The organism is Streptomyces sp. IBSBF 2435 (assembly GCF_036815005.1).
Classification (GTDB): domain Bacteria; phylum Actinomycetota; class Actinomycetes; order Streptomycetales; family Streptomycetaceae; genus Actinacidiphila.
Map to the genome: position 1 here is coordinate 25345 of NZ_JAJSYW010000024.1, position 20965 is coordinate 46309.

Genomic DNA, 20965 nt, shown 5'->3' on the forward strand with positions numbered 1-20965 from the left:
CCGTCGCGCTCGGGGCACCGCCCGTCGTGCGCCCTCAGAAGGCATGGCGGGTGAGAAGAGCGAAATAGATCTGCGCGGCGCGGTGGATCTCGGCCAGCGGGACGCGTTCGTCGTCCCGATGGGCCAGTCGCTCGTCGCCAGGGCCGCAGACCACGGTCGGCACGTTCAGGCGCTGCCGCAGGAAGCGCGCGTCCGTGGGGCCGGAATACACCGGATCGCCCGACGAGCCGACGCCGTGGTCCGCGCAGATCCCCCGGACCGCGGTCCAGAAAGGATCACCGGCGGGAGTCTCCGACGGCGGGTTGTAGAGCGTGATGCTGGACGCGGTACGGACGTCTTCGCGCGTGCAGTCACTGATCAGTCGAGAAGCCGACTCGCGGGTCACCTGGTGCGCTCCGGGCGGAAGCCTCACATCGAGCTCCAGACGGCACCGCGCCGGCACGGCGTTGACGCGTTCCCCTCCCACGATCCGCCCCACGGAAACGACGACGGGGCCGGCGTCGGACGTACCCGAGAACAGTTCGGTCGCGCGCTCGGGGAGCCGGGCGACCGTCTCGCACGCGGCGAGGATCGCCGACACCCCGCCCGCCGGGTCGTTGGCCGGCGCCGTCCTCCCCTGCAGATCCGCCGTCAGCCAGGCGACGCCGCGTTCCCGGCGGTACGGCACGAGGTCCGACGGCGCGGTCACCACCGCTCCGACCAGGTGCGGCCAGTGCGCGCCTGAGGTCATCGCGTCCCAGCCGGCCCGTCCGCCCCGTTCGCCGTCGGCGGTGAAGGCGAGGAGGACGTCGTGCGGCCCCGGCCGGCCGAGGGTGTGATAGCCGATCGCGGCCTCCACCGCTGCGGCGATCCCGCCTTTCATGTCGACGGACCCGCGCCCCCAGAGCTCGTCCCCGTGGACGCCTCCCTCGAAGGGGGGGTGCGTCCAGGTCGCGGGATCGGCGGGAACGGTGTCCGTGCTCGCCGTCAGCACGATGGTGGGCCGGCTGCCGTCGCACCGGCCGTAGCGGGCCAGGAGGTTGGGACGGCCGTCGACGTGCTCGATCCTCTCCAGGCTGTCCGCGGTGGGGGCGAGGATCCGGCACAGGAGGTCGACGACCGCCCCCTCGCCGGACGAGGGGTTCTCGCTGCGGACGCGGACCAGCCGGCGCAGCATGCCGACGAGGCGGTCCCTGTCGGGGGAGAAGCGGGGATTCATACGAGGAACTCCGGGTCGTGGCCGCTGTGGGATGAAGCGATGAACCTCTCGGCGTGCGCGGGTCCGTAGGGCTGCATGAACTGCGCCGCGCGGCAGTCGCGGAGTATCCGGCTCACCGGGGAGGCCCATCGGTAGGCACCGGCGCCCACGGTGCTCATCGCGAGATCCGAGAGCGAGAGCATGCTCCTGTGCAGCTGAAGCCTGCACAACTGCCATTCGCGGGAAAGAGCGAGCGAGTCGTCCGGCCCGATGCCGCCGGACTCGTCCACCGAGGAGAGGAAGGCCGCGGTGCTCTGCCGCGCCGCGGCGGCCTCCAGTTCGGCCTGGACCAGCGGCCCCGACCACCGGCCGGGGTCGCCGGCCGTCCGCCGGCGCGCGAGGGCGCCGGCGATCTCGTGGCGTGCGGCGGTGGCCAGCCCCAGGTAGACGCCGAGCATCCCGGCCGAGCTGCGAAGCCTCCCCGGCAGGGCGAGCGGGTCGTAGCGCCCCCACTCTCCGCGGACCGACAGGCTCCAGGGGAGGACGGGGGCAGCGGCGAACCGTACCCGCTCACTTCCCGATCCCCGCATCCCCAGGCCGTCCCAGCCGCTGCCGACCGAGACGCCGCGGTCCGCCCGGCGCACGATGACCCCGCCGAGGCGAGGGCCTGCGTCGGTCATGACGCGGGCGCGGACCGCGAAATGCGTGGCGGCGGGCGCGCCCGTGACCATCAGCTTGTCCCCGGTGAGCGCCCAGGCGCCCTCGGGTGTCCTGCTGACCGTGCTGTGCACCGTGAAGTACGAGGCGCCGGCCTCCGTGACGGCTCCGGCGACGAACGCGCTGCCGTCGGCCATGGACCGGAGCAGGGCCGAGGGACCCTCCTGGTCCGCGGGAGCGGGGCCGCCCGGGACAGCCGCGAGCGGCCCCGCGGACAGGGAGAGGCCGCGGGAGAGCTGCATGTGCAGGGCCAGCGCGACAGAGGCGTCGGCGGCGCCGATCCGCTCCAGGACCGCTGCCACATCGCGCAGCGACCGGACACCCAGACCGCCCAGATGCCGGGGAACGGTGGCACCCATCAGGCCGGCCCGCGCCAGGCAGTCGTGCGATTCCCGGGCGTAGGAGCCGGCGCGATCGTGGTCCGCGGCGCCGGCGGAGACGGTCGGCAGGCAGTCCAGGGCCAGATCGACCGCCCGGTGGCCCTCCTTGCTGACGGCCCGCAGACCGTAGTCGACGGGCGGGGAGTCACTCACCGTCGGGTCCTGGTGCCGAAAGGCGCGGAAAGGGGTGGATCCGATGCCCGCGAAGGAAGGCCAGGGATTCGGTGAGACGGCGGCCGTCGTCGATCCCCACCCCGACCATCACATCCGCGCCGGGCGCGTACGTGCGCAGGCAGCGGTCGAGTTCCGACCAGTCGAGATTTCCGCTGCCGAGGGCGAGATCAGCGTCGTGGTCCCCGGAATTATCGCCGTACTGGACGTAGGGCGTGTATTTCCCGGCCCGCTGGAACCACTCGTCGAGCGAGGTCCGGCCGTACACGTTCCAGTGGGCCGAGTCGAAGCACAGGCGCAGCTGTTCCGAGTCGAACCGCTCGACCAGCTCCACGTTGAGATCCGGCGAGGAGTCCCACATGTTCTCGATCAGCACGGTCACGGATCCCAGGTCGAGGCTCTCGAAGAAATCGAGCGTCCCCCGCAGCCACTGCCGGTCGTAGCCGGCCTCATTGATCATCGGAAGATGATTGCTGTGCAGTATCAGGCTCTCGACCCCCAGGGACTTCGCCCATTTCAGGGATTCTGCGACGCGGCGCCTCGAAGCCTCTCGGATCTCCCGGTCGGCGGTATGGACCGCTATATCGATATAGGGTCCGTGAAGCACTTTCGCCAGCCCGTCGGGAAGCCCTTCGAGCAGTTTGGAGAAGTGCTCTTCCAAGCGGTCCAGGTTCTCTGGATAGGCGGGCTCTATGAGTTCCAGGTAGAAGTCCTCCGACTGCGCCATCTTGACGTATTCGGAGAGCTGGTGCAGTCTGGGCTGGATGGTTACGAGATTCACCTGGACCTCATTAAGTAGCCAGATCCGACAGAACGGGAATGCTATGACAGCTGTTCGTGAGCGAGGCTTCCTTGTTGCCGTGGTGGGTATCGATGGTGCGGGCAAGACCACGCAGGTGAAGGCATTGGCGGAATGGCTGGAAGGAGAAGGCGTGAACGCCCACTGCCTTCTTAACCAGACCATGCTTCCGGTTCGCCAGTCGCTGGATCGGATCGCTCTGGAAGACGGTTTCCCGGGACATCTGGAGATGGTCGGAGCAGACGCGATCCGGCTGATTTCGGCCTGCGCGAAGCTGGCGGCACTCGCCCGCCTGGAAGACACCCTCCAAATTCCGGGAACAGTGACCCTGGTGGACCGGTACACGTACTGCCAGTACGCTGCGGTCAGGCTCCAGAAGGCCGACAACGAAGAATTTCTCCGACGTCTGAACAGGGCACTTCCCGAGCCTGACCTGATTCTCTTCCTGGACGTCGACCCCCTTGAGGCGCAGCAGCGGATCAAGAAGCGCGGGATCGATGAGGAGAGCCTTGAATTCCTCTCCGGCTACCGGGCCGCCTATGCTTCGCTGCCCGAGTTCACGCAGTTCACCGTCGTCGACGGCAACGGGGACCATGCGGCGGTCCAGCAGCTCCTCCGCCGGCAGGTCGAGGAGCGGGTCCTGCGGGCCGGCTAGCCGCCGGCCCGTCGGTAGACGCTGACGTGGGCCCTGGAGTCGGCGCTGAAGCCCTGCCGGCTCCAGGTCTCCCAGCGGTTCTCCAGCTCCAGGCCCGCCTTGCCGGCCATGGCGTCCAGCTCGGCGGGCCAGCTGTAGCGGATACGCGTCGGGTACAGCTCGAACCCGCCGCTGGTGACTTCCAGGTCGAGTGATTCGACGGTCTGGTCGCGGTCGCTGTGCCGGGAGGCCTGAAGGAGCATGCCGCCCTCGCTGAAGTCCTTGACCCGGAGCGCGGGCGTCGCGGAGAACTGCTCGGGCGCGGGAACGAACGCCTCGATGACGAAGCGCCCGCCGGGGGTGAGGTGCCGGGCCACCGTGCCGAAGCAGTCCTGCTGGGCGCCGGCGCTGTCCAGCAGGAAGAACGAGTTGAAGGCCACCCAGACGAGGCGGTAGCGGCCGGGGAGGTCGAACGCGGCCATGTCGCCGTGCAGGGCCGTGACCCGCTCGCCGCCGGGTGCCGCCCGCAGCACGTCGAGCATCCGCTCGGAACTGTCCAGCCCGTGCACGGCAATGCCGGACTCCGCGAGCGGGATGGCCAGCCTGCCGGTGCCCACCCCGAGTTCGAGCGCGGGCCCGGCTTGTGCGAGCGAGGAGAGCAACCCGACCGCGAGGTGCTCGTCGGCCCGCCCGGCCACCTGCCGGTCGTAGGCGCCGGCCCGGGCGTCCCCGTAGGCCGCTGACGTCCAGTTGCGAAACTCGTTCATTGGTCCTCGCGAAGGGTAGGGAGTGCCGCGGCCCGCGCGCGGCATGCGTCCGGTGCGGCGTCAGGACTCCACTTTCTCCAGGAATTCCTGCCACCGGTTCTTCTGCTCGGCCGTCGAGCCCTCGCGGCACACGTGATCGCGCAGGTCCTCGTCCCACGTGATGGGCTGGGGGTCCTTGTCCGCCAGCTGTGACATGCCGTCGAGCAGGGTGTTGTCCATACCGGGCAGCAGCTCCGGTATCCAGTAGGCCAGGTAGTAGAAGATGCTGCGGCCCGGACTGTAGCTCGGGTTGCGGTTCTCGTAGTTCTCCAGGCTGAAGGCCGGGTAGGCACCGTCGCCGATCTTCTTCGGCACCTTCCAGATGGGGTAGCAGAAGGTCACGTCGCCGATCTCGCGAAAGGGCGCCGGCAGTGGCAGCAGGCCGCGTGACACGCGGGCGATGTGCTCCGCGACGATGTCCTCACGGTTGGCGCCCGTGGCGACGAACCTGATCCCCCGCTCGGAGGCGTAGCGGGACAGCACGCGCCGGAGCAGCCAGGTGCCCAGGAACTCGAGGTCGGCGTCGGGGAAGGAGTCCTTGAACACCTTCTTGACGGAGCCCAGTTCCTTCAGGCCGGCCAGCCTCGCGGTCTCGGACTCCTCGACGACGTTGAGCTCGATTCCGTGCGCGCCGCACAGCTCGCGTGCGTTGTCCACCTGGGCGTCCCAGTCGGGGATCCCGAGCATCATGACCGGGACGACCTGCTCGGGCCGGAAGAACCCGGACTCCATGAGGGTGGAGAGCAGGACGTTGGAGTCGCCGCCGCCGGAGGTGCCGACCACCAGGCCGGACGTCGGATCCGCGGGCCACTGGTCGAGGACGTCGGTGACGCTTCGCCGGACGAATTCGAAGCACTCGCTCGCGGTCATCTGCGAATGGACGGTCTGGAACGCCCCGCTGTCGGGGGTGGGGAAGGTCCATTCCGTGGTCGCCTCGGGCGCCAGCCGGGCACTGGAGGTCTCCGAGCCGAGCAGCCCGGGAAGATTGATGTTGCGGGTGACACGGGCGAAGATCTCGGTGTCGTCATAGGCGTCGCCCGGCAACGCGGTGGACGCGGGCACGAAGACCGCTCGCCGGTGGCCGGGGGCGCCGACGCCCGGCTGGGCGTCGATTCGGTACGTCCACACGGCGGACAGCGGAATTCCGTAGAGCCGGAGCAGGGCTCCGATGGTGGGGGCACTGTCGTGCTCGAGCAGATACTCCCCGTGATTGGTCTGCAACCGGACTCGCATGCTTCATTCCGTTTCGTGTATCGGCATGGCGAATGAGAGCTCAAACTGCCTAACACGCTGGTGGGGCACGTGAGTGCCCCACCAGCGAGCCGTGATCAGCCGGTGGCGATGATCGAGTTGCAGCAGGAAACGGACTCCAGACCACTGTCAGTGGCGGAAGCCTCCTGCGCTCCCAGAACGCCCAGGTTGATCGCCGCAACCGGCTCGAACTCTACGAGGACGGCCGCCGGAGCGTTCACAAGACCCAGATCGGTGCTCATTAGTATTCACCTCCCTTTGCATGTCGGAATTCCAACCGCGCTTTTTGCGCGGCAGCTCGGAGGGCGGTTTTGTCACGCCTTACAGCGGGACCCGGCCAGAGTCGGCTCTGAGTTTTTCGGTGGCCTGCTCCACAAGTTTTCCGGCGACGGAGCCGGGCGAGGGTATCTCGCCTCTCCCGGCCCGTTCGCGAAAAAGGTGCACATCCGGGAACACGTCGGACGGAAGGTCGCACAGGGAGCGCTGCATATCGGTGTCCATGGCGCCGGGGGAGAAGGAGAACGCCGTGAGGCCGGCCGGCTGCTCCTCCGCGGCCACGGCTTCCGTGATCCGCTCCACCGCGGCCTTCGTGGCGGCGTAGCCGCCCCAGCCGCGGCGGGCGCCCTTGGCCGAGCCGGCCGTGAGATTGACCAGGACGCCCGGTCCCGGTCGGCTTCTGACATGGCGGGCGAAGGCCTGGCACCCGTGGACGACGCCCAGCACGTTGACGCTGATCAGCTGGGACCAGCGCTCGCTGCTCCCGTCCGCCACGCCGAATATGTCCACCACTGCCGCGTTGTTGACCCACACGTCGATACGGCCGAATCTGTCGACGACCTGATCGGCGAAGCTCTGTACGGCCTGCTCGTCCCCGACGTCGAGCGAGCTGTAGTGCTCAAGCGCGCTTCCGGCACAGGGGCTCTTGCTTCGCGCCGCACCCACGGCTGTGAAACCGCGTTCCCGGAACGCGTGGCCGAGTGAATTTCCCAGTCCGCGACTCGCGCCGGTGACGACCGCGACAGGATTTAAGTCACCCAACGATTCAGATAAGGTGCGCTGCACGCTGTACCACATCATTTCGTTGACCGGCCCGACCGGAAACAGCGGGCGTCCGGGCGCTATCTCCCGGAGCGAGGAAGATGATTCTCCGCATGGGGAGAGACGCTCTCAAGAGCGTGGGGCAGGTGTCAAGGGTGCGTCGGGTCGCACATGTCCGTGCAAGTGGAATGTTTGATTCTGCCAGGCCAGGGGAGTTGTCATTTTCGCCGGGGGAGCTTTCGGACATCCTTGGATCAATGGATCATCGTCAAGAATATCCATTGCGATTTTCGGCGACGCCGCTCCGAGGTTGTCTTAATTTGGCGCATGGATGGTTTGGCTGCGATCTTGTGCGGATGCGGCTCCTTGTGATGATCTCGTCGGTGACGTACGAGCGACGTGTGTCCGACGGGTGCCGCAGATGACCAGAAACAGATTACCGTCGCCGGTATCCGCCGATATGATTGGGCTCACCCACGGAAGGCTTCTGCCTGTATGAACAGGGAAAACGAACTGCTCCTGGAACTCGCCCGCGTCTCCCTCGGCGCCCCTCGGCTGCACCGTGTCCGCACCGCGCTGGCCGGGTACGGCGGGGAGTTCGACTGGGGCGGCTTCGTGGATCAGGCCGCCCGCCACAGGGTGCTGCCGCTCGTCGGCCGCCACATCACCCGGCACCGGCTCTTCCACAGCGACTCAGGGCTGCCCGTCATCCCCTACCGCTGGCTGTACGAGAGCGCGTACGAGGGAAATCTCCAGCGCAACCTGACGCTCGCCGAGGAGTTCGGCACGGTCATCGAGGCGCTCGGACAGGCGGGGATCCCCTATGCCATACGCAAGGGGCCGGTCGTCGTCGAAAGGCTGTACGGCGATCCGGGCCTGCGCAGGATCGGCGATCTCGACGTGCTGGTGGACCGGCCGCACGCGCCGGAGGCCGGCGAGGTGCTGGTGGAACTCGGCTACCGGCAGGGCAGGCTCTCGGCCGACGGTACGGGGATCGAGGAGTTCAGCCGGAGCACCCGGCTGTTCTGGCACATGAACGTGCAGAACGAACTCCCCTACGTGAAGATCGCGGACCGCCCGCATGTCGACGTGTTCGACGTGGACATCTGCCTGAACATCTTCCAGACGCTCGCCGAGAGCAACGTATCCGTCTCCGCACTGATCGCGCGTCGTGAGTCCGCGGTGCTGTGCGGCCGGTCCGGTTACTCGCTCGCCCCCGCGGACCAGTTCATCGACCTGTGCGCTCACCTGCACAAGGAGGCGGTGACGCTGCACTACATCGAGCAGGGCACGGACCTCCAGTTGCAGAAGTTCCTGGACATCGGGCTCAGCTGCGCCGAACTCACCGAGCGTGGCGGCTGGCCGCAGGTGCGGGCCCAGGCGGAGGAGTACGCGGCCGGGCGGAGCGTCTACTTCGCCCTGCACCACACCGCCGAGCTCTATCCCGAACTGGTGCCGGTGGCGGAGTTGGCGCACTTCCGCCCCGCCGACACCGGCTACCTCGACTCCTACGGCGACTTCGACGGCGCGGGCGGGCGCTGGGAACAGCCCTTCAAGGAGCGCCTGTTCGACGGCGGGCGCGGGCGGCGAGTGGCTCAGAAGTCCTCGGTGCCGCGCACCTGAGGTCCGGCGTCCCAGCCGGCCCCGGGCCCGTGGCGGTGGCGGAGCGCGAGGAGGAGCCGGTCGAGGCCGAAGGCCACACAGGCGCTGTGCGCAGGTGAGCCGTCCGGCAGGGTGAAGCCGAAAGCCCGGCCGAAGTGGTCCTCGTGGTAGTTGGCCGAGGCCACCGCCTGGGCCAGGCCCTCGTCCACCTCCGCAAGCACCTCCCACTTGAGCTGCTTGCTGCGCTGGACGTCCGACATGAGCAGCCCCGGGCGGCCGAAGAACGGATCGCTCGCCAGCTCCACCGTGATGCCGAGGCCGAGCCCGCGCAGCCATTCCGCCACCGACGCGAGGGCGGAGTCCCGCCAGTCGGCCACCGCATCCGGGGCGCCGAAGCGGACGATCTCGTACATGCGGAAGGAGCGCAGCCGGCCCGTCTCGGCGGTCGCCTCCGCCCGGTAGCAGACGGCTTCCACGCTCAGCTGGCCCGTGGCGGTGACGGTGCGGCCGGCGAGCAGCGGATACAGGTGGTGGCACGCCGCCGAGGTCAGCACGAGGTCGGTGGGAGCCGGCGCGCCGCCGTCCGGGGAGCCGTGCACCGATCCGAGCAGGTGCGGGAAGGTGCCGGGGTAGCCGGCCCGCTCGCAGACCGCCCTGGACAGCACCGGAGGGGCGAGGTAGTGCTCCTCGCTCTCCGCGAGGAACCGTGCGGCGATGCCCTCCCGCAGGTGGTCCAGGGTCCGGCCTTCCGCACCGGAGGTGAGCACCACTCCGGGTGCCTGGTCGAGCCGGCCCGGCGTCGTCGTCATCGTTCTCCTCGGGAGAGCAGCAGGGTCTGGGCGTTGACGGCGAGCAGCCGGCCGTTGCCGATCATCAGCGGGGCGGAGCACGCGTCGCGCAGCAGCCGCGCCACCGACTGGGGCCCCCGTTCGGTGAAGCCGGCCATTCCGCAGACCCGCAGCGCCAGTTGGGTGATCTCCACGGCGCTCTCCGAGGCCGCCACCTTGAGGGCGTTGAGCTGCACGCCGAGCCCCAGGGTGGGTTCGGCTCCCGCCGCGAGCACCGGCTCGACGGCCTGCACCGCCGCGTCGAGCTGCGCCCTCATCCCCAGCAGCCGGGAGTGCGCCAGAGCGAGTTCGGGAACGTCCCCGCTCCCCCCGGCCAGCACCCGCCGCCGCACGCACCGTACGCCCCGGTCCACCGCCTCGATGGCGATTCCGTGCCACACGCCCGCCCACAGCAGGTGGGACACCGGCACCATGGTCATGGCGGCGACGGTCCTGAACGGCACCGGCAGTATCTGGTCGCGGTCGAAGGCGGCCCTGAGCCGGAACGAGGGGCTGCAGGTGCCCCGCATCCCCAGGGTGTCCCAGGTGCCCTGCTGCTCCAGCTCGACCTGCTCGCGGCCCACCAGGACGGCGACCTGGTCACCGGGATCCGCGTCGGCCGAACGGCGGGCGGTGACCAGGTAGGCGTCCGCGTGCGCGCCGTAGGAGACGGTGGTGCCGTCCTTCTCCAGCGTCGTCCGGCCGGCCGCGCCGTCCGCCACGCCGGTGGTGCTGTGGCGCAGATCGCCGCCCGTGCCACGCTCGCTGGTGACCGAGGCGATCAGCCATCGCCGGTCCACCGCTGTGCGCAGCAGCGGGGACCCGGGGTGGTGCCGGACGACGCAGGCCAGCTGCGTCTGGTGCATGGCCCAGATCATCGCCGTGGCCGCGCAGCTCCGTGCGAGGCGCTCCGCGACCTCGACCAGGGCCGGCAGCCCGAGCCCGAGCCCGCCCGACTCCCGCGGGACGACGGCCGTGATCAGGTTGGTGTCGCGCAGCGCCTTGAGCGCCTCGGCCGGCAGCCGCGCGTCCCGGTCCACGTCGTCGGCCGCCGCGCCCGCCTGCTCGGCGGCCATGGTGAGAGCCCGGTCCACTTCCCGGGTGAGCCCGCGCGCCCGCGCCGTCGTCACCGCGGGGTGGCCCGCTGCTCGTCCAGCAGCGGCGCCAGCGCCGACCCGATGCTCCTGATGCTGGTGAACGTCTCCCGGGTCAGCACGGCCTGCGGGAATTCCACGCCGTAGTGGTCCTCCAGCAGCAGCATCATCTGCACGCTGGTCACCGAGTCCATACCCGCGTCCCACAGGTCGGCGTCCGCCGGCAGCCCGGGCACGATGTCCCGCAGCTTGGGCGCGCCGGCGATGACCTGCCTGATCTCCTCGTCCACGAGATGTCTCTCCTCAGCTTCCGAAGTGCCCGGTGGGTGCGTCGAGCCGATCGGCGCCCTCCGGCGCTCCCCTGCGCCGTCCGCGGCGTGAAGAGGCGGAAGCATTCCGTCCGTTCGGGCGTCCTGCCGGTGGCCGGGAGGTCGGGTTTCCGTGAATGCCGACGCCCGGAAAACGGCACCCGAACGGTATCCCCGCCTCGCTCGACAGTAAACACATGAACCCGTAGTCGTTCATACTTGCAGGACGAAGTCAACCCCCCCGTCCTGCGCGTCAGTGCAAGGCCGATGCTAAATTTGACGGAAAATCATCCCTGCCAGGACCACTGCCGCGACGGCGCCTGGGCGCGGCCCGAGAACGACTCCGCAGAGATCACAGCAAAAACGGAGTTCAACGTTCCGACGATTGCCGTGGGCCTCCGAATGGCCGGTTCCTGATCGGCCTGGCCGATCCAATGCGGAAGAGGGGCCACCGCGTCCTTGGTGAGCCCTCGTCCGGGGATCGGGAGCGTGAACTGCCTGGTCGGCCGCTTGCAGGTTCGACGAATGGGATGAATGGGACCTCTCGCGTGAACATCTATAAATGTGTCGCATCCTCCAATGTGCTCGCGCTGAGATTTTTTAGGACCCGGCGATTGATCTTGCCGTGGCTTTAGGGTTGTGGAATATTGATGGCCTGCTGAGCTGTTCGGACTGGATTCGGTGGACTGTTCACCTGGTGACGGTTTAAGAGGTAGCGATGACCGGTTCTGCTTCTGAATCTGCTATATTACTGGACGATTTGAGTCGCACCTTTCGCGGTCCGCAGGGGAGCGTCAAACGCGCCGTGGACGGCCTCTCGCTGCGCGTCGAGCGCGGTGAAATGCTGGGGCTCCTGGGCCCCAACGGAGCCGGGAAGACCAGCACCGCGAAGATACTGATGACAGTTCTGCTGCCGTCCTCGGGATCGGCGGGCATTCTCGGGCACGACGTGGTGAAGGACGCCCAGGCGGTACGCCGGCTCACCGGGGTGATCCTGGGCGGCGACGCCGGTCTGTACGCGCGGCTGTCGGCCCGGGACAACCTCCTGCTCTTCGCCGATCTCTACGGGATCCCGTACCGGGAGCAGAAGCGCCGCGTGCCCGAACTGCTGGACATGGTGGGGCTGCTCGGCAGCGAGCGAAAGCGCGTGGAGTCGTTCTCCCGCGGCATGAAGCAGCGGCTGCACATCGCGCGGGGCCTGCTGCACGACCCGCAGGTGGTCATCCTCGACGAACCGAGCAACGGGATCGACCCGGTGGGCGCCCGTGAACTGCGCGCGCTGGTCCGCGAACAGGTGCGGCAGGGGCGGACCGTGCTGCTCACCACGCACTACATGTTCGAGGCCGACGAGATGTGCGACCGGGTCGCGGTGATGCGCGACGGCCGGAAGATCGCGGAGGGGACACCCGAATCCCTGAAGAAGCAGACCGACGGCCAGGTCGTCCTCACCGTGCACGTCAACGGTGCCGGTGACGAGCACGTGGCGAGGCTGCGGCGGCTGCCCGGGGTGCGGTCGGTGAGCCTGTCCGGGCGCGACGCGGGCCAGTCCCTCGACATCCACAGCGGCCAGGAGACCGATGTGACCGCCGTGGTGCTGGCCGAGATCAGGGAGCTGACGGTCCTCCAGGTGATCAAGCGCGAGCCGACGCTGGAGGACGCGTACGTGTCCCTCATCACCGGGGACGACACGTGACGGCCTCCGCTGTCCTGTCACTGCGCGCCAACAGCGGCTACCTGGCCCGGTCGCTGCGGCTGGAACTGCGCCAGCTCGCGCGCTCCCGGCTCTACCTCTTCTTCGCGATCGTGCTGCCGCTGATCTTCGCCTCGCTGGCCTTCTACATGTTCCGCGGCTCGGTCCGGCACACCGCGCCCATCAGCGTGGCGCTGAGCGCCGGAATGATGGGCATGTGGTCCTCGACCCTGCTCGGTTCGGGGAACGCCATCAACCGGCTGCGCGTGTCGCAGGTCCTGGAACCCCTGGTGGCCAGTCCCCGGTCGACGTTCTTCGTCATCCTGCCGTTCACCCTGGCCACCGCGTCGCTGGGCGTCTACGGCCTCGGCGCGACCCTGCTGTGGAGCGCGGTGCTCTTCAGCATGCCGCTGCACATCGCCCACCCGCTGCTGTTCGCCGCCGCCGTCCTGGTGACGGTGCTGGCGCTGGGACTGCTGGGCCTGCTGCTGGCCTCGGGCTTCATCCTCTATCCCACCGCCCAGTCGCTGGCCAACTTCTTCGAGTACCCGGTGTGGATCCTCAGCGGCATGCTCGTGCCGATCTCCACCCTCCCGCGCCCGGTGCGGGTGGTCTCCCACGTCCTGGCCCCCACCTGGGGGGTCAGCGCGCTGGAGAACGCGGCCCTCGGATCCGCCGGGGCGGCCGGGCGCGCCGTGGGCATGTGCCTCCTGCTGTCCGCCGTCTACGTCGGCGTCACCCTCCTGCTGCTGGGGAGGTTCGAGTGGCTGGCACGCTCCAGCGGAACACTGGCGCTTCAGTGACGCTGAGGCTGTTCTTCGTCGCGGGCTGGCGCTCCCACCTGGCGCTGTTCCGCTGGCTGCGGCCGTCCGCCTTCATCCCCACCGTCATCGGCGTCCCGGTGGTGCAGCTGCTGTGGTTCGTCCACCTCGGCCGCTACCTGGGCACCCATCCCACCGGCTACTACGTGGTCGGCAACGCGCTGAACGCCTGCGCCGTGGCCGGCCTGTTCGCCCCGGCCATGTCGATCCAGGGCGAGCGCTTCGGCGGCACGCTCACCGCCGTACTGTCCACGCCGGCCAACAGATGGGTGATGTTCGGCGGACGCATCGTGCCCGCCGTCCTCATCGGCGCCTTCACCTCGGCGGTCATGCTGACGCTCGGCGTCGCCGCCGGGTGGGTGCACGTCCCGGCGCAGGCCCTGCCACGGCTGCTGCTCGCCGTACTCGTCACCGCCTCGTCCTGCAGCGCGTGCGGCCTGGTCGTCGGCGCGATCGGCCTGCGCACCCGGGAGGCCACCCTGGTGGCCAACATCGTGCTCTACCTCATGCTGCTGCTGTGCGGGGTGAACATCCCCATCGACCAGCTGCCGCCGTGGCTCGCCGCGGTCGGCCGGCTCATGCCGACGTCCCAGGGGATCGAGGCCGCACGCCGTGCGCTGTCGGGTGACGGCGGCGTCGCCGGGCTGCTGGGCCTGGAGCTGCTGAAGACCGCCGTGCTGGCGCTGCTGGCCCTGCTGCTCCTGCGCGCGCTGGAAACGGCCAGCAGGCGACGGGCCACACTCGACGACGTTTAAGGAGGACCAAGCGGGATGTCGCAGCCTGACAGCGTGCCTTTGACGTTCGGGCAACTCTCGGTCCGGCGGATCATCGCCCACTGGCCGCACGCCCGCTGGCCGGAGACGTACCTGAGCACTGCCGTGGCGGTGCCAGACGGCTGCCCGCCCGAGCGCGTCGCGGCAGCGCTGAGCACCCTGTGCCGGCGCCACGAGTCGCTGCGCACGCACTTCTCCGACACGCCGGAGGGCCCCGTCCAGCGGGTGCGGCCTGCCGCGGACCGGGTGGAGGCCGTCACCGTCGGGCTTCCGGCCGGCGCCTCGGAGCCCGACGCCATCGCGACCGCCCGCGGCCTGGCGAACGAACGCATCGACCTGGAGACCGACTTCGGCCGGCGCTTCACGGTGCTGACCCGGGGCGGCCGCCCGCGGTACGTCGTCATCGTCGCCGACCACATCGTCGCCGACGGGTTCGCCCACCGCCGGCTGCGCGCCGAGCTGACCGAACTCATGGGCGGGGACGACCCCCAGGGGCGGGAATGGCTGGCGCAGACCCCGGCGCAGCCGGCGGAGCTGGCCCTCTTCCAGCGGTCCGACGCCAACGCCGCCCGCCGGCAGGCCGCCCTCGGCCGGTGGGCGCACCTGCTGGAGACGCTGCCCCCCGAGGTCTTCCCGGTTCCCGAACCGGCCGAGGAGGCGCCCGGCCGCATCGAGGCCCAGCTGCGGTCGCCGGGGGCGCGCTCCGCGCTCGCGGCCGGGGCCGGGCGGCTGGGAGTACCGGCGCACGGCGTCCTGCTGTCCCTGACCTCGCTCGCGGTCGCGGCCGTGACCGGGACGGCGCAGGTCGTCCTCACCCTCCAGTCGAGCAACCGCTTCCGCCCGCCCTGGCACGAGCTGGTCAGCTCGATGAACCAGTACGCGCCGCTCCCGCTCGACACCGGCGCGCCGCCCGCAGGCTTCGGCCGGTACGCCGAGTCCGTCCAAGGCGCCGCCCTCCAGGCGTACCGCACCGGTTCCTACGACATGGACGCCGTCACCGAGCTGGTGCGCGCGGAGCGCGGCATCGCGCTCGGGTTCGACCACTTCTACAACTTCGCGGCCCACGACGCCTCCTCGGCGCCCGGCCACACCGGCGCGGGACCCGGGCGGATCGAGGCGACCCGTCCCCACCGGCAGATCGGACCGCGTCTCGACGTCAAGATCCGCAGCGGACCCGAGATGCCGATCGTGGTCCGCGCCGACCCCCGGCTCCTCCCGCAGCCACGGCTGCACGCCCTGCTCGCCTGGTACGACGAGCAGCTGCACCGGCTGGCCGCCGACGGGGACCTCGACATGGACGCGGTGGTCGCCGGCTGCCGCGACGCGGTCGGCCGCCAGGAGGTCCGGTGAGCGCGCGACCCGGCCGCCCGGCGCCGTCCGGCCCCCGCCACCGCGGGCCGGCCCGGGCGCTGCGCGGACCCCGGCAAAGGAGCAGGTGAGTGCTGCCTCTCTCCTTCGCGCAGCGCCGGCTGTGGTTCATCGACCGCCTGGAGGACACCGGCGCGGCCTACAACGTGCCGACCGCGCTGCGCCTGACCGGGCCGCTGGACGTGGCGGCGCTGCGCGGCGCGCTCGCCGACGTGGTGGGGCGGCACGAGCCGCTGCGGACCGTCTTCCCCGAGAAGGACGGTTCGTCCTGCCAGCGCGTCATCGACGCCGACGCCGCCCGCCCGCACCTGCCGGTCGTCGCGCTGTCCGAGGACGAGGTCGACGCGGCCGTGCGGCGGTCCGTCGCGCTCCCGTTCGACCTGACCCGCCCGCCCTTCCGCGCGGAGCTGTTCGAGCTGGGACCGCTGGACCACGTCCTCCTGCTGGTGGCGCACCACATCGCCACGGACGGCTGGTCGACCGGTCCCCTGCTGGGCGACCTGGCGGCGGCCTACCGCTCACGCACGGACGGCGGCAAGCCGGGCCTGGAAGAGCTGCCGGTGCGGTACGCCGACTACACGCTGTGGCAGCGCGAGCTGCTGGGCGATCCCGCCGACCCGGACAGCGTCCACGCCCGCGAGGCGGACCACTGGCGGCAGGTCCTGGACGGGATGCCGGAGGTGCTGTCGCTGCCGGCCGACCGCCCCCGCCCGCCGGTCGCCGGACACCAGGGGGGCCGGACGCCCTTCCGCTGCGGTCCCGAGCGCTTCCGCGCACTGGCGCGGCTGGCGCGCGACCGGCGGTGCACGCCGTTCATGGTGGTGCACGCGGCCGTGGCCGTTCTGCTCAGCCGCATGGGCGCGGGCGAGGACCTGCCGATCGGCGCGGTCGTCTCCGGCCGGCAGGACGAAGAACTGGACGGCATGGTCGGCTTCTTCGTCAACACCCTCGTGCTGCGCACCGACCTGTCGGGCGATCCGTCCTTCACCGAGCTGCTGGAGCGCGTGCGGCGCACCGACCTCGACGCCTTCGCGCACCAGGACCTGCCGTTCGACCTGCTGGTGGCCGCGCTGAATCCGCCGCGCTCCCCGGCCCACCACCCGCTGTTCCAGGTGATGATCGCCCTCGGTGCGCACAGCCAGGACGGGCCGGACTTCGGCGCGGTCGCGGCGACGCCGCTGGCGGTGGACGGGCCGCCCTCGGCCAAGTTCGACCTGACCTTCCAGCTCGCCGAGCGCCACGGCGGTCCCGGCACCGCGCACGACCTCGACGGCTACCTGGAGTACGCGGCCGGCCTCTTCGACCACCGGACCGCGGAAGGCCTGTGCGAGCGCCTGCTCCGCGTCCTCGACGCCGTGCTGGAGGACCCGTCGCGCACCGTCCACCGGATCGACGTGCTGTCCGCCGAGGAGCGCCACCGGACCCTGGTGGAGTGGAACGCGACGGACCGGCGCCTGCCGGCCGGTACGCTGCCGGCCGCGCTGGCCGCGCGGGCGGCGGCCGATCCCGGGGCGCCCGCCGTGGTGAGCGGGCGGTCGACGCTCACCTACGGCGAGCTGCACGCGCGGGCGGGGCGGCTCGCGGCCCGGCTGACCGTCGCGGGAGCCGGCCCCGGCATCCCCGTCGCGGTCGCGCTGCCCCGTTCGGCGGACCTGGTGGTGGCCGTGCTGGCCGTCCTCACCGCGGGCGGCGCGTACCTTCCGGTGGATCCGGAACACCCGGCGGCGCGGACGGCGGACGTGCTCGCCGACGCCCGGCCGGTGTGCGTGGTCACCGACCGCGTGACCCGCGGCGAACTGCCGGACACGGGAACCCCGGTGGTGCTCGTGGACGGACCGGCGCCGCCCCGCGCGGGCCGGTCCCGCCCGGCGGCCGTGCCCGGCCCCGCCGCGGACGACCCCGCGTACGTGATCTACACCTCCGGCACCACCGGCCGGCCCAAGGGGGTGGCCGTCCCGCACGCCGCCCTCGGCAACCGGCTGCGGTGGATGCAGGGCACCTACCCGTTGAGCCGCACCGACCGCGTCCTGCACAAGACGCAGGTCGGCTTCGACGTCTCGCTCTGGGAACTGCTCTGGCCGCTGTGCGAGGGCGCGGTGCTCGTCCTGGCCGAGCCCGGCGAGCACCGGGATCCGGCCCGGCTGGCCCGTACCGTCCGCGAGTCGGGTGTCACCGTGGCGCACTTCGTCCCCTCGATGCTGGACCACTTCCTGGCCGAGGCGGAGGCCGGCGCGCACGGCGGCCTGCGGCGGATCTTCTGCAGCGGGGAGGCGCTGTCCAGGGAGACGGTACGGGAGTTCCACCGTGTCCTGCCCGGGGTCGCGCTGGAGAACCTGTACGGTCCGACCGAGGCCGCCGTCGACGTGACGTACCGCTCCTGCCCGCCGGGGGAGGCGGGTCCCGTCCCGATCGGCCGGCCGGTGTGGAACACCCGCGTGTACGTCCTGGACCGGATGCTCCAGCCCTGTCCGCCGGGCGTGCCGGGGGAGTTGTACCTCGGCGGGGTCCAACTGGCGCTGGGATATGTGAACAGGCCCGGCCTGACCGCCGCCTGCTTCGTGGCCGACCCGCACCACGGGTCCGGCACCCGCATGTACCGGACGGGCGACATCGTCCGGTGGCGGCCGGACGGGAGCCTGGACTACCTGGGCCGCGCCGACCAGCAGGTCAAGCTGAGGGGCCAGCGGCTCGAACTGGGCGAGGTCGAGAGCCTGCTGGCCGAGGACGGATCGGTGGGATCGGCGTGCGCGGTGGTGCGCACCGACACCGGCGGCGGGCAGCTGCTCGTCGCCTACGTCACCCCGGCGCACCGCCCCGGTCCCGGCGGCGCGGCCCCCCGGCGGCCGGAACCCGCCCGGCTGCGCGCGCTGCTGGCCGCCAGGCTGCCCCGGGCCATGGTGCCCGGCGCGGTCGTCGTCCTGGACAGGCTGCCGCTGAGCCACAACGGCAAGCTCGACCGGGCGGCCCTGCCCGCCCCGCGAGCCGAGGCGACCCGGGAGAGCCGCGCTCCCGGCGATCCGGCCGAGGCCGCCGCCGCCCGGATCACCGCCGAACTGCTGGGCCTGCCGTCGGTCGGCGTCGACGACGACTTCTTCGGCCACGGCGGGAATTCGCTGCTGGCGATCCGGCTGGCCCGGCGGCTGACCCGCGCCCTGGGGGTGGAGGTCCCGGTCCAGGCGGTGTTCCGCTGGCCCACCGTCTCGAAGCTGATCGGCAACCTGTCCGCGCCGGGCGGCGGCCCGGTCGCGGAGGGGACCGCGCCCCTGCTGGCGCTCAGGCCGGGAGGCCGCCGTACGCCGCTCTTCTTCGTCCATCCGGGTACCGGCCTGGGCTGGTGCTACTTCCGGCTGCTGGAGGACCTCGACGCCGACTGGCCCGTTCACGCCCTCCAGGCACGCGGCCTGACCGGCGGCCAGGACGCGCACCGGCTGCCCGGCAGCGTCGAGGAGATGGCGGACGACTACATCGCCCGGATCAGGACGGTGCAGCCCGGGGGCCCCTACCACCTGCTCGGATGGTCCTTCGGCGGGCTGGTGGCACACGCCATGGCGACCCGGCTCCAGCAGGCGGGTGAACGGGTGGACCTGCTCGTGGCGTTCGACAGCTTTCCGGAGCCGCCGGGACCGGTGCCGCACGAGGCCGGCGAGGAGGAACTGGTGTCGGCGGCCCTGCGCAACCTCCTGGACGGTGCGCCGGGACCCGCCGGAGGCCGGGGGATCGACGAGGCGACGGTCCAGGAACTGCGCCGGCGGTTCCCGCCGCTGGCCGGAGCCGACCCGTCGCGCGTGCGGTCGGCCGTGCGGGTCGGGATGAACAACGTCGCTCTGATGGGCCGCTTCACCCCGGCGCGCTTCGAGGGGGATCTGACCCTGCTGACGGCCCGCCGCGAACCACCGCGGGACGGGCGGTCCGGCGGCACACCGCCGGCGGACTCCTGGCGCCCCTACGTCAGCGGGCAGGTGACCGTGCTGCCGGTCGACTGCGACCACTACGAGATGTTCACCACGGCAGTACCGGAGACCGCCCGCCTGCTGGGCGCCGCGCTCGACGCCCGGCGGACAGGACAGACCGAGGAGACCTCATGAGCAATCCCTTCGACGACCGGGCCGCGTCCTTCCACGTCCTGTGCAACGAGGAGGCGCAGCACTCGCTGTGGCCGGCCGGCCTTCCGGTGCCGGCGGGCTGGTCGGTCGTACTCGACGAGCGTCCGTACGAGGAGTGCGTCGCCTACGTGGACACGCACTGGGCCGACATACGGCCCCGCGGACTCGCCGCCCGGACGGGCGCGGCCGTGCCCGGCCGGGAGGACGTATGAGCGGCGGTCCCGCGTACGACACCGCGGCCCGGGTCTTCGCGCGGCAGGCGGCGGCGACACCCGGCGCCGTCGCCGTCGAGTGCGGCGGGGAGTCGCTGACCTACGCGGAACTGGACGCGTGGGCCGAGCGGTTGGCACGGATGCTCAGGGCGCACGGCGCGGGCCCCGAACGGCTGGTGGCGCTCTCGCTGCGACGGTCGGTGCGGCTGGTCGCGACGCTGCTCGCCGTGGCCCGGACGGGCGCCGCGTATCTGCCCCTCGCCCTGGACCACCCGCCGGAGCGTACCCGCCACGTGCTGCGGGACGCGCGCCCGCTGCTGCTGGTCACCGAAGCGGGCGCCGAGCCGCCGCGGACCGGCGACCCGGGACCCGATCTGCCGACGATCCACCTGGACCGGTGCGCCGACGCCGCCTGTCCGGCGGCCGGCCGGTCCGGAGCCGGGGACCCCGCCGCGCCGGCCGCCCACCCCGACAACGCCGCCTACGTCCTGTACACCTCGGGTTCCACCGGAACCCCCAAAGGCGTCGTCGTCACCGTCGGGAATCTGGACAACCTGCTGCGCGCGTTCACCGAGCGCCTGCGGCTCTCGGCACGGGACCGCTTCCTGGCGGTCACCACGACGAGCTTCGACATCGCGGCGCTGGAGGTGTTCGTCCCGCTGCTCAGCGGCGCCACCCTGGTCATGGCCACAGACGACGAGCACCGCGATCCGGCGCGGCTCGCGCGCCTGATGGGCGTGAAGGACATCACCGCCGCCCAGGCCACCCCCGCGATGTGGCAGTCCGTCCTGGCCGCGGACCCGCCGGACCTGTCGCGGCTGCACGCCCTGGTCGGCGGCGAGGCGCTGCCGGAGCGGCTCGCGCGCGACCTGCACGCCCGTGCGCGGGAGGTGACCAACCTCTACGGCCCGACCGAGACCACCGTGTGGGCCACCGCCATGTCGCTGCGCGAGGAGCGCCATCTCGCACGGCCGCCGATTGGTGGTGCGGTGTGGAATACGCGGGTGTATGTGCTGGATGGTGTGTTGCGGCCGGTGCCGGTGGGTGTGGTGGGGGAGTTGTATGTGGGTGGGTGTCAGGTGGCGCGGGGGTATGTGGGTCGGCCGGGTTTGACGGCGGTGCGTTTTGTGGCGGATCCGTTCGGTGGTGCGGGGTCGCGGATGTATCGGACGGGGGATCTGGTGCGGTGGGGGG

At 71.2% G+C, this 20965-nt stretch carries 19 protein-coding genes; 9 read left to right on the forward strand and 10 right to left on the reverse strand.

The genetic code is table 11. The annotated features are described in order from the left end of the window. Nucleotides 1-34: 34 nt before the first annotated feature. Genes V7E46_RS07135 through V7E46_RS07145 form a run of 3 tightly spaced genes read right to left on the reverse strand, consistent with a single transcriptional unit; the run spans nt 35 to nt 3226 of the window. A complete protein-coding gene (locus V7E46_RS07135) occupies nt 35-1198 on the reverse strand; it encodes a M20 family metallopeptidase (protein WP_333767614.1) in 1164 nt (387 codons plus the stop codon). Next, nucleotides 1195-2427 carry an acyl-CoA dehydrogenase family protein gene (locus V7E46_RS07140; protein ID WP_333767615.1) on the reverse strand — a complete coding sequence of 411 codons (1233 nt, stop codon included), beginning with the start codon at nt 2425-2427 and terminating at the stop codon, nt 1195-1197. The genes V7E46_RS07135 and V7E46_RS07140 overlap by 4 nt, the downstream gene beginning before the upstream one ends. Continuing rightward, nucleotides 2420-3226 carry a sugar phosphate isomerase/epimerase family protein gene (locus V7E46_RS07145; protein WP_333767616.1) on the reverse strand — a complete coding sequence of 269 codons (807 nt, stop codon included), beginning with the start codon at nt 3224-3226 and terminating at the stop codon, nt 2420-2422. Before V7E46_RS07145 ends, V7E46_RS07140 begins: the two co-directional genes overlap by 8 nt. Nucleotides 3227-3269: 43 nt before the next feature. Between V7E46_RS07145 and V7E46_RS07150 the strand changes: the two genes are divergently transcribed. Next, nucleotides 3270-3899, forward strand: coding sequence for a dTMP kinase (locus V7E46_RS07150; RefSeq protein ID WP_333767617.1), 630 nt, complete (start codon nt 3270-3272; stop codon nt 3897-3899). On the opposite strand, the gene V7E46_RS07155 is transcribed toward V7E46_RS07150, so the two are convergent. From V7E46_RS07155 to V7E46_RS07170, 4 genes are all read right to left on the reverse strand, one after another. Continuing rightward, nucleotides 3896-4645: a class I SAM-dependent DNA methyltransferase gene (locus tag V7E46_RS07155; RefSeq protein ID WP_333767618.1), complete on the reverse strand. Its 750-nt coding sequence runs from the start codon at nt 4643-4645 to the stop codon at nt 3896-3898. The genes V7E46_RS07150 and V7E46_RS07155 overlap by 4 nt on opposite strands. A 60-nt stretch (nt 4646-4705) precedes the next feature. Next, nucleotides 4706-5917 carry a hypothetical protein gene (locus V7E46_RS07160; RefSeq protein WP_333767619.1) on the reverse strand — a complete coding sequence of 404 codons (1212 nt, stop codon included), beginning with the start codon at nt 5915-5917 and terminating at the stop codon, nt 4706-4708. A 95-nt stretch (nt 5918-6012) separates the two neighbouring features. Beyond that, complete coding sequence (locus tag V7E46_RS07165; RefSeq protein WP_329179989.1) at nt 6013-6177, reverse strand: hypothetical protein; 165 nt, start codon at nt 6175-6177, stop codon at nt 6013-6015. A 79-nt stretch (nt 6178-6256) separates the two neighbouring features. Continuing rightward, on the reverse strand, nt 6257-7012 hold the full coding sequence (locus V7E46_RS07170) for an SDR family oxidoreductase (RefSeq protein WP_333767620.1): 756 nt from the start codon (nt 7010-7012) through the stop codon (nt 6257-6259). A 456-nt stretch (nt 7013-7468) separates the two neighbouring features. Between V7E46_RS07170 and V7E46_RS07175 the strand changes: the two genes are divergently transcribed. After that, nucleotides 7469-8596, forward strand: a complete 1128-nt coding sequence (locus V7E46_RS07175) for a nucleotidyltransferase domain-containing protein (RefSeq protein ID WP_333767621.1) — start codon at nt 7469-7471, stop codon at nt 8594-8596. Here V7E46_RS07175 and V7E46_RS07180 read toward each other — a convergent pair. From V7E46_RS07180 to V7E46_RS07190, 3 genes are read right to left on the reverse strand one after another with little or no spacing between them, the layout of a single operon-like run. Continuing rightward, nucleotides 8569-9384, reverse strand: a complete 816-nt coding sequence (locus V7E46_RS07180) for a hypothetical protein (RefSeq protein ID WP_333767622.1) — start codon at nt 9382-9384, stop codon at nt 8569-8571. The genes V7E46_RS07175 and V7E46_RS07180 overlap by 28 nt on opposite strands. Further along, nucleotides 9381-10478, reverse strand: coding sequence for an acyl-CoA dehydrogenase family protein (locus V7E46_RS07185; RefSeq protein WP_333767623.1), 1098 nt, complete (start codon nt 10476-10478; stop codon nt 9381-9383). Before V7E46_RS07185 ends, V7E46_RS07180 begins: the two co-directional genes overlap by 4 nt. Nucleotides 10479-10528: 50 nt before the next feature. Continuing rightward, complete coding sequence (locus tag V7E46_RS07190) at nt 10529-10786, reverse strand: acyl carrier protein (protein ID WP_329179997.1); 258 nt, start codon at nt 10784-10786, stop codon at nt 10529-10531. 778 nt (nt 10787-11564) lie between these two features. Here V7E46_RS07190 and V7E46_RS07195 point away from each other — a divergent pair. From V7E46_RS07195 to V7E46_RS07225, 7 genes are all read left to right on the forward strand, one after another. After that, a complete protein-coding gene (locus V7E46_RS07195; protein WP_333767624.1) occupies nt 11565-12497 on the forward strand; it encodes an ABC transporter ATP-binding protein in 933 nt (310 codons plus the stop codon). Then, entirely contained in the window at nt 12494-13297 is an 804-nt protein-coding gene (locus tag V7E46_RS07200) for an ABC transporter permease (protein ID WP_333767625.1), read from the forward strand. Before V7E46_RS07195 ends, V7E46_RS07200 begins: the two co-directional genes overlap by 4 nt. After that, nucleotides 13294-14070, forward strand: coding sequence for an ABC transporter permease (locus V7E46_RS07205; protein ID WP_329180003.1), 777 nt, complete (start codon nt 13294-13296; stop codon nt 14068-14070). The genes V7E46_RS07200 and V7E46_RS07205 overlap by 4 nt, the downstream gene beginning before the upstream one ends. Before the next feature lie 15 nt (nt 14071-14085). After that, nucleotides 14086-15438, forward strand: coding sequence for a condensation domain-containing protein (locus tag V7E46_RS07210; RefSeq protein ID WP_333767626.1), 1353 nt, complete (start codon nt 14086-14088; stop codon nt 15436-15438). An 89-nt stretch (nt 15439-15527) separates the two neighbouring features. Then, nucleotides 15528-19541, forward strand: a complete 4014-nt coding sequence (locus V7E46_RS07215; RefSeq protein ID WP_333767627.1) for a non-ribosomal peptide synthetase — start codon at nt 15528-15530, stop codon at nt 19539-19541. Next, entirely contained in the window at nt 19538-19771 is a 234-nt protein-coding gene (locus V7E46_RS07220) for an MbtH family protein (protein ID WP_333767628.1), read from the forward strand. The genes V7E46_RS07215 and V7E46_RS07220 overlap by 4 nt, the downstream gene beginning before the upstream one ends. Further along, nucleotides 19768-20965 (forward strand): amino acid adenylation domain-containing protein (locus V7E46_RS07225; RefSeq protein ID WP_333767629.1); only part of this gene is annotated, 1198 nt, incomplete at its 3' end. The genes V7E46_RS07220 and V7E46_RS07225, both read left to right, overlap by 4 nt.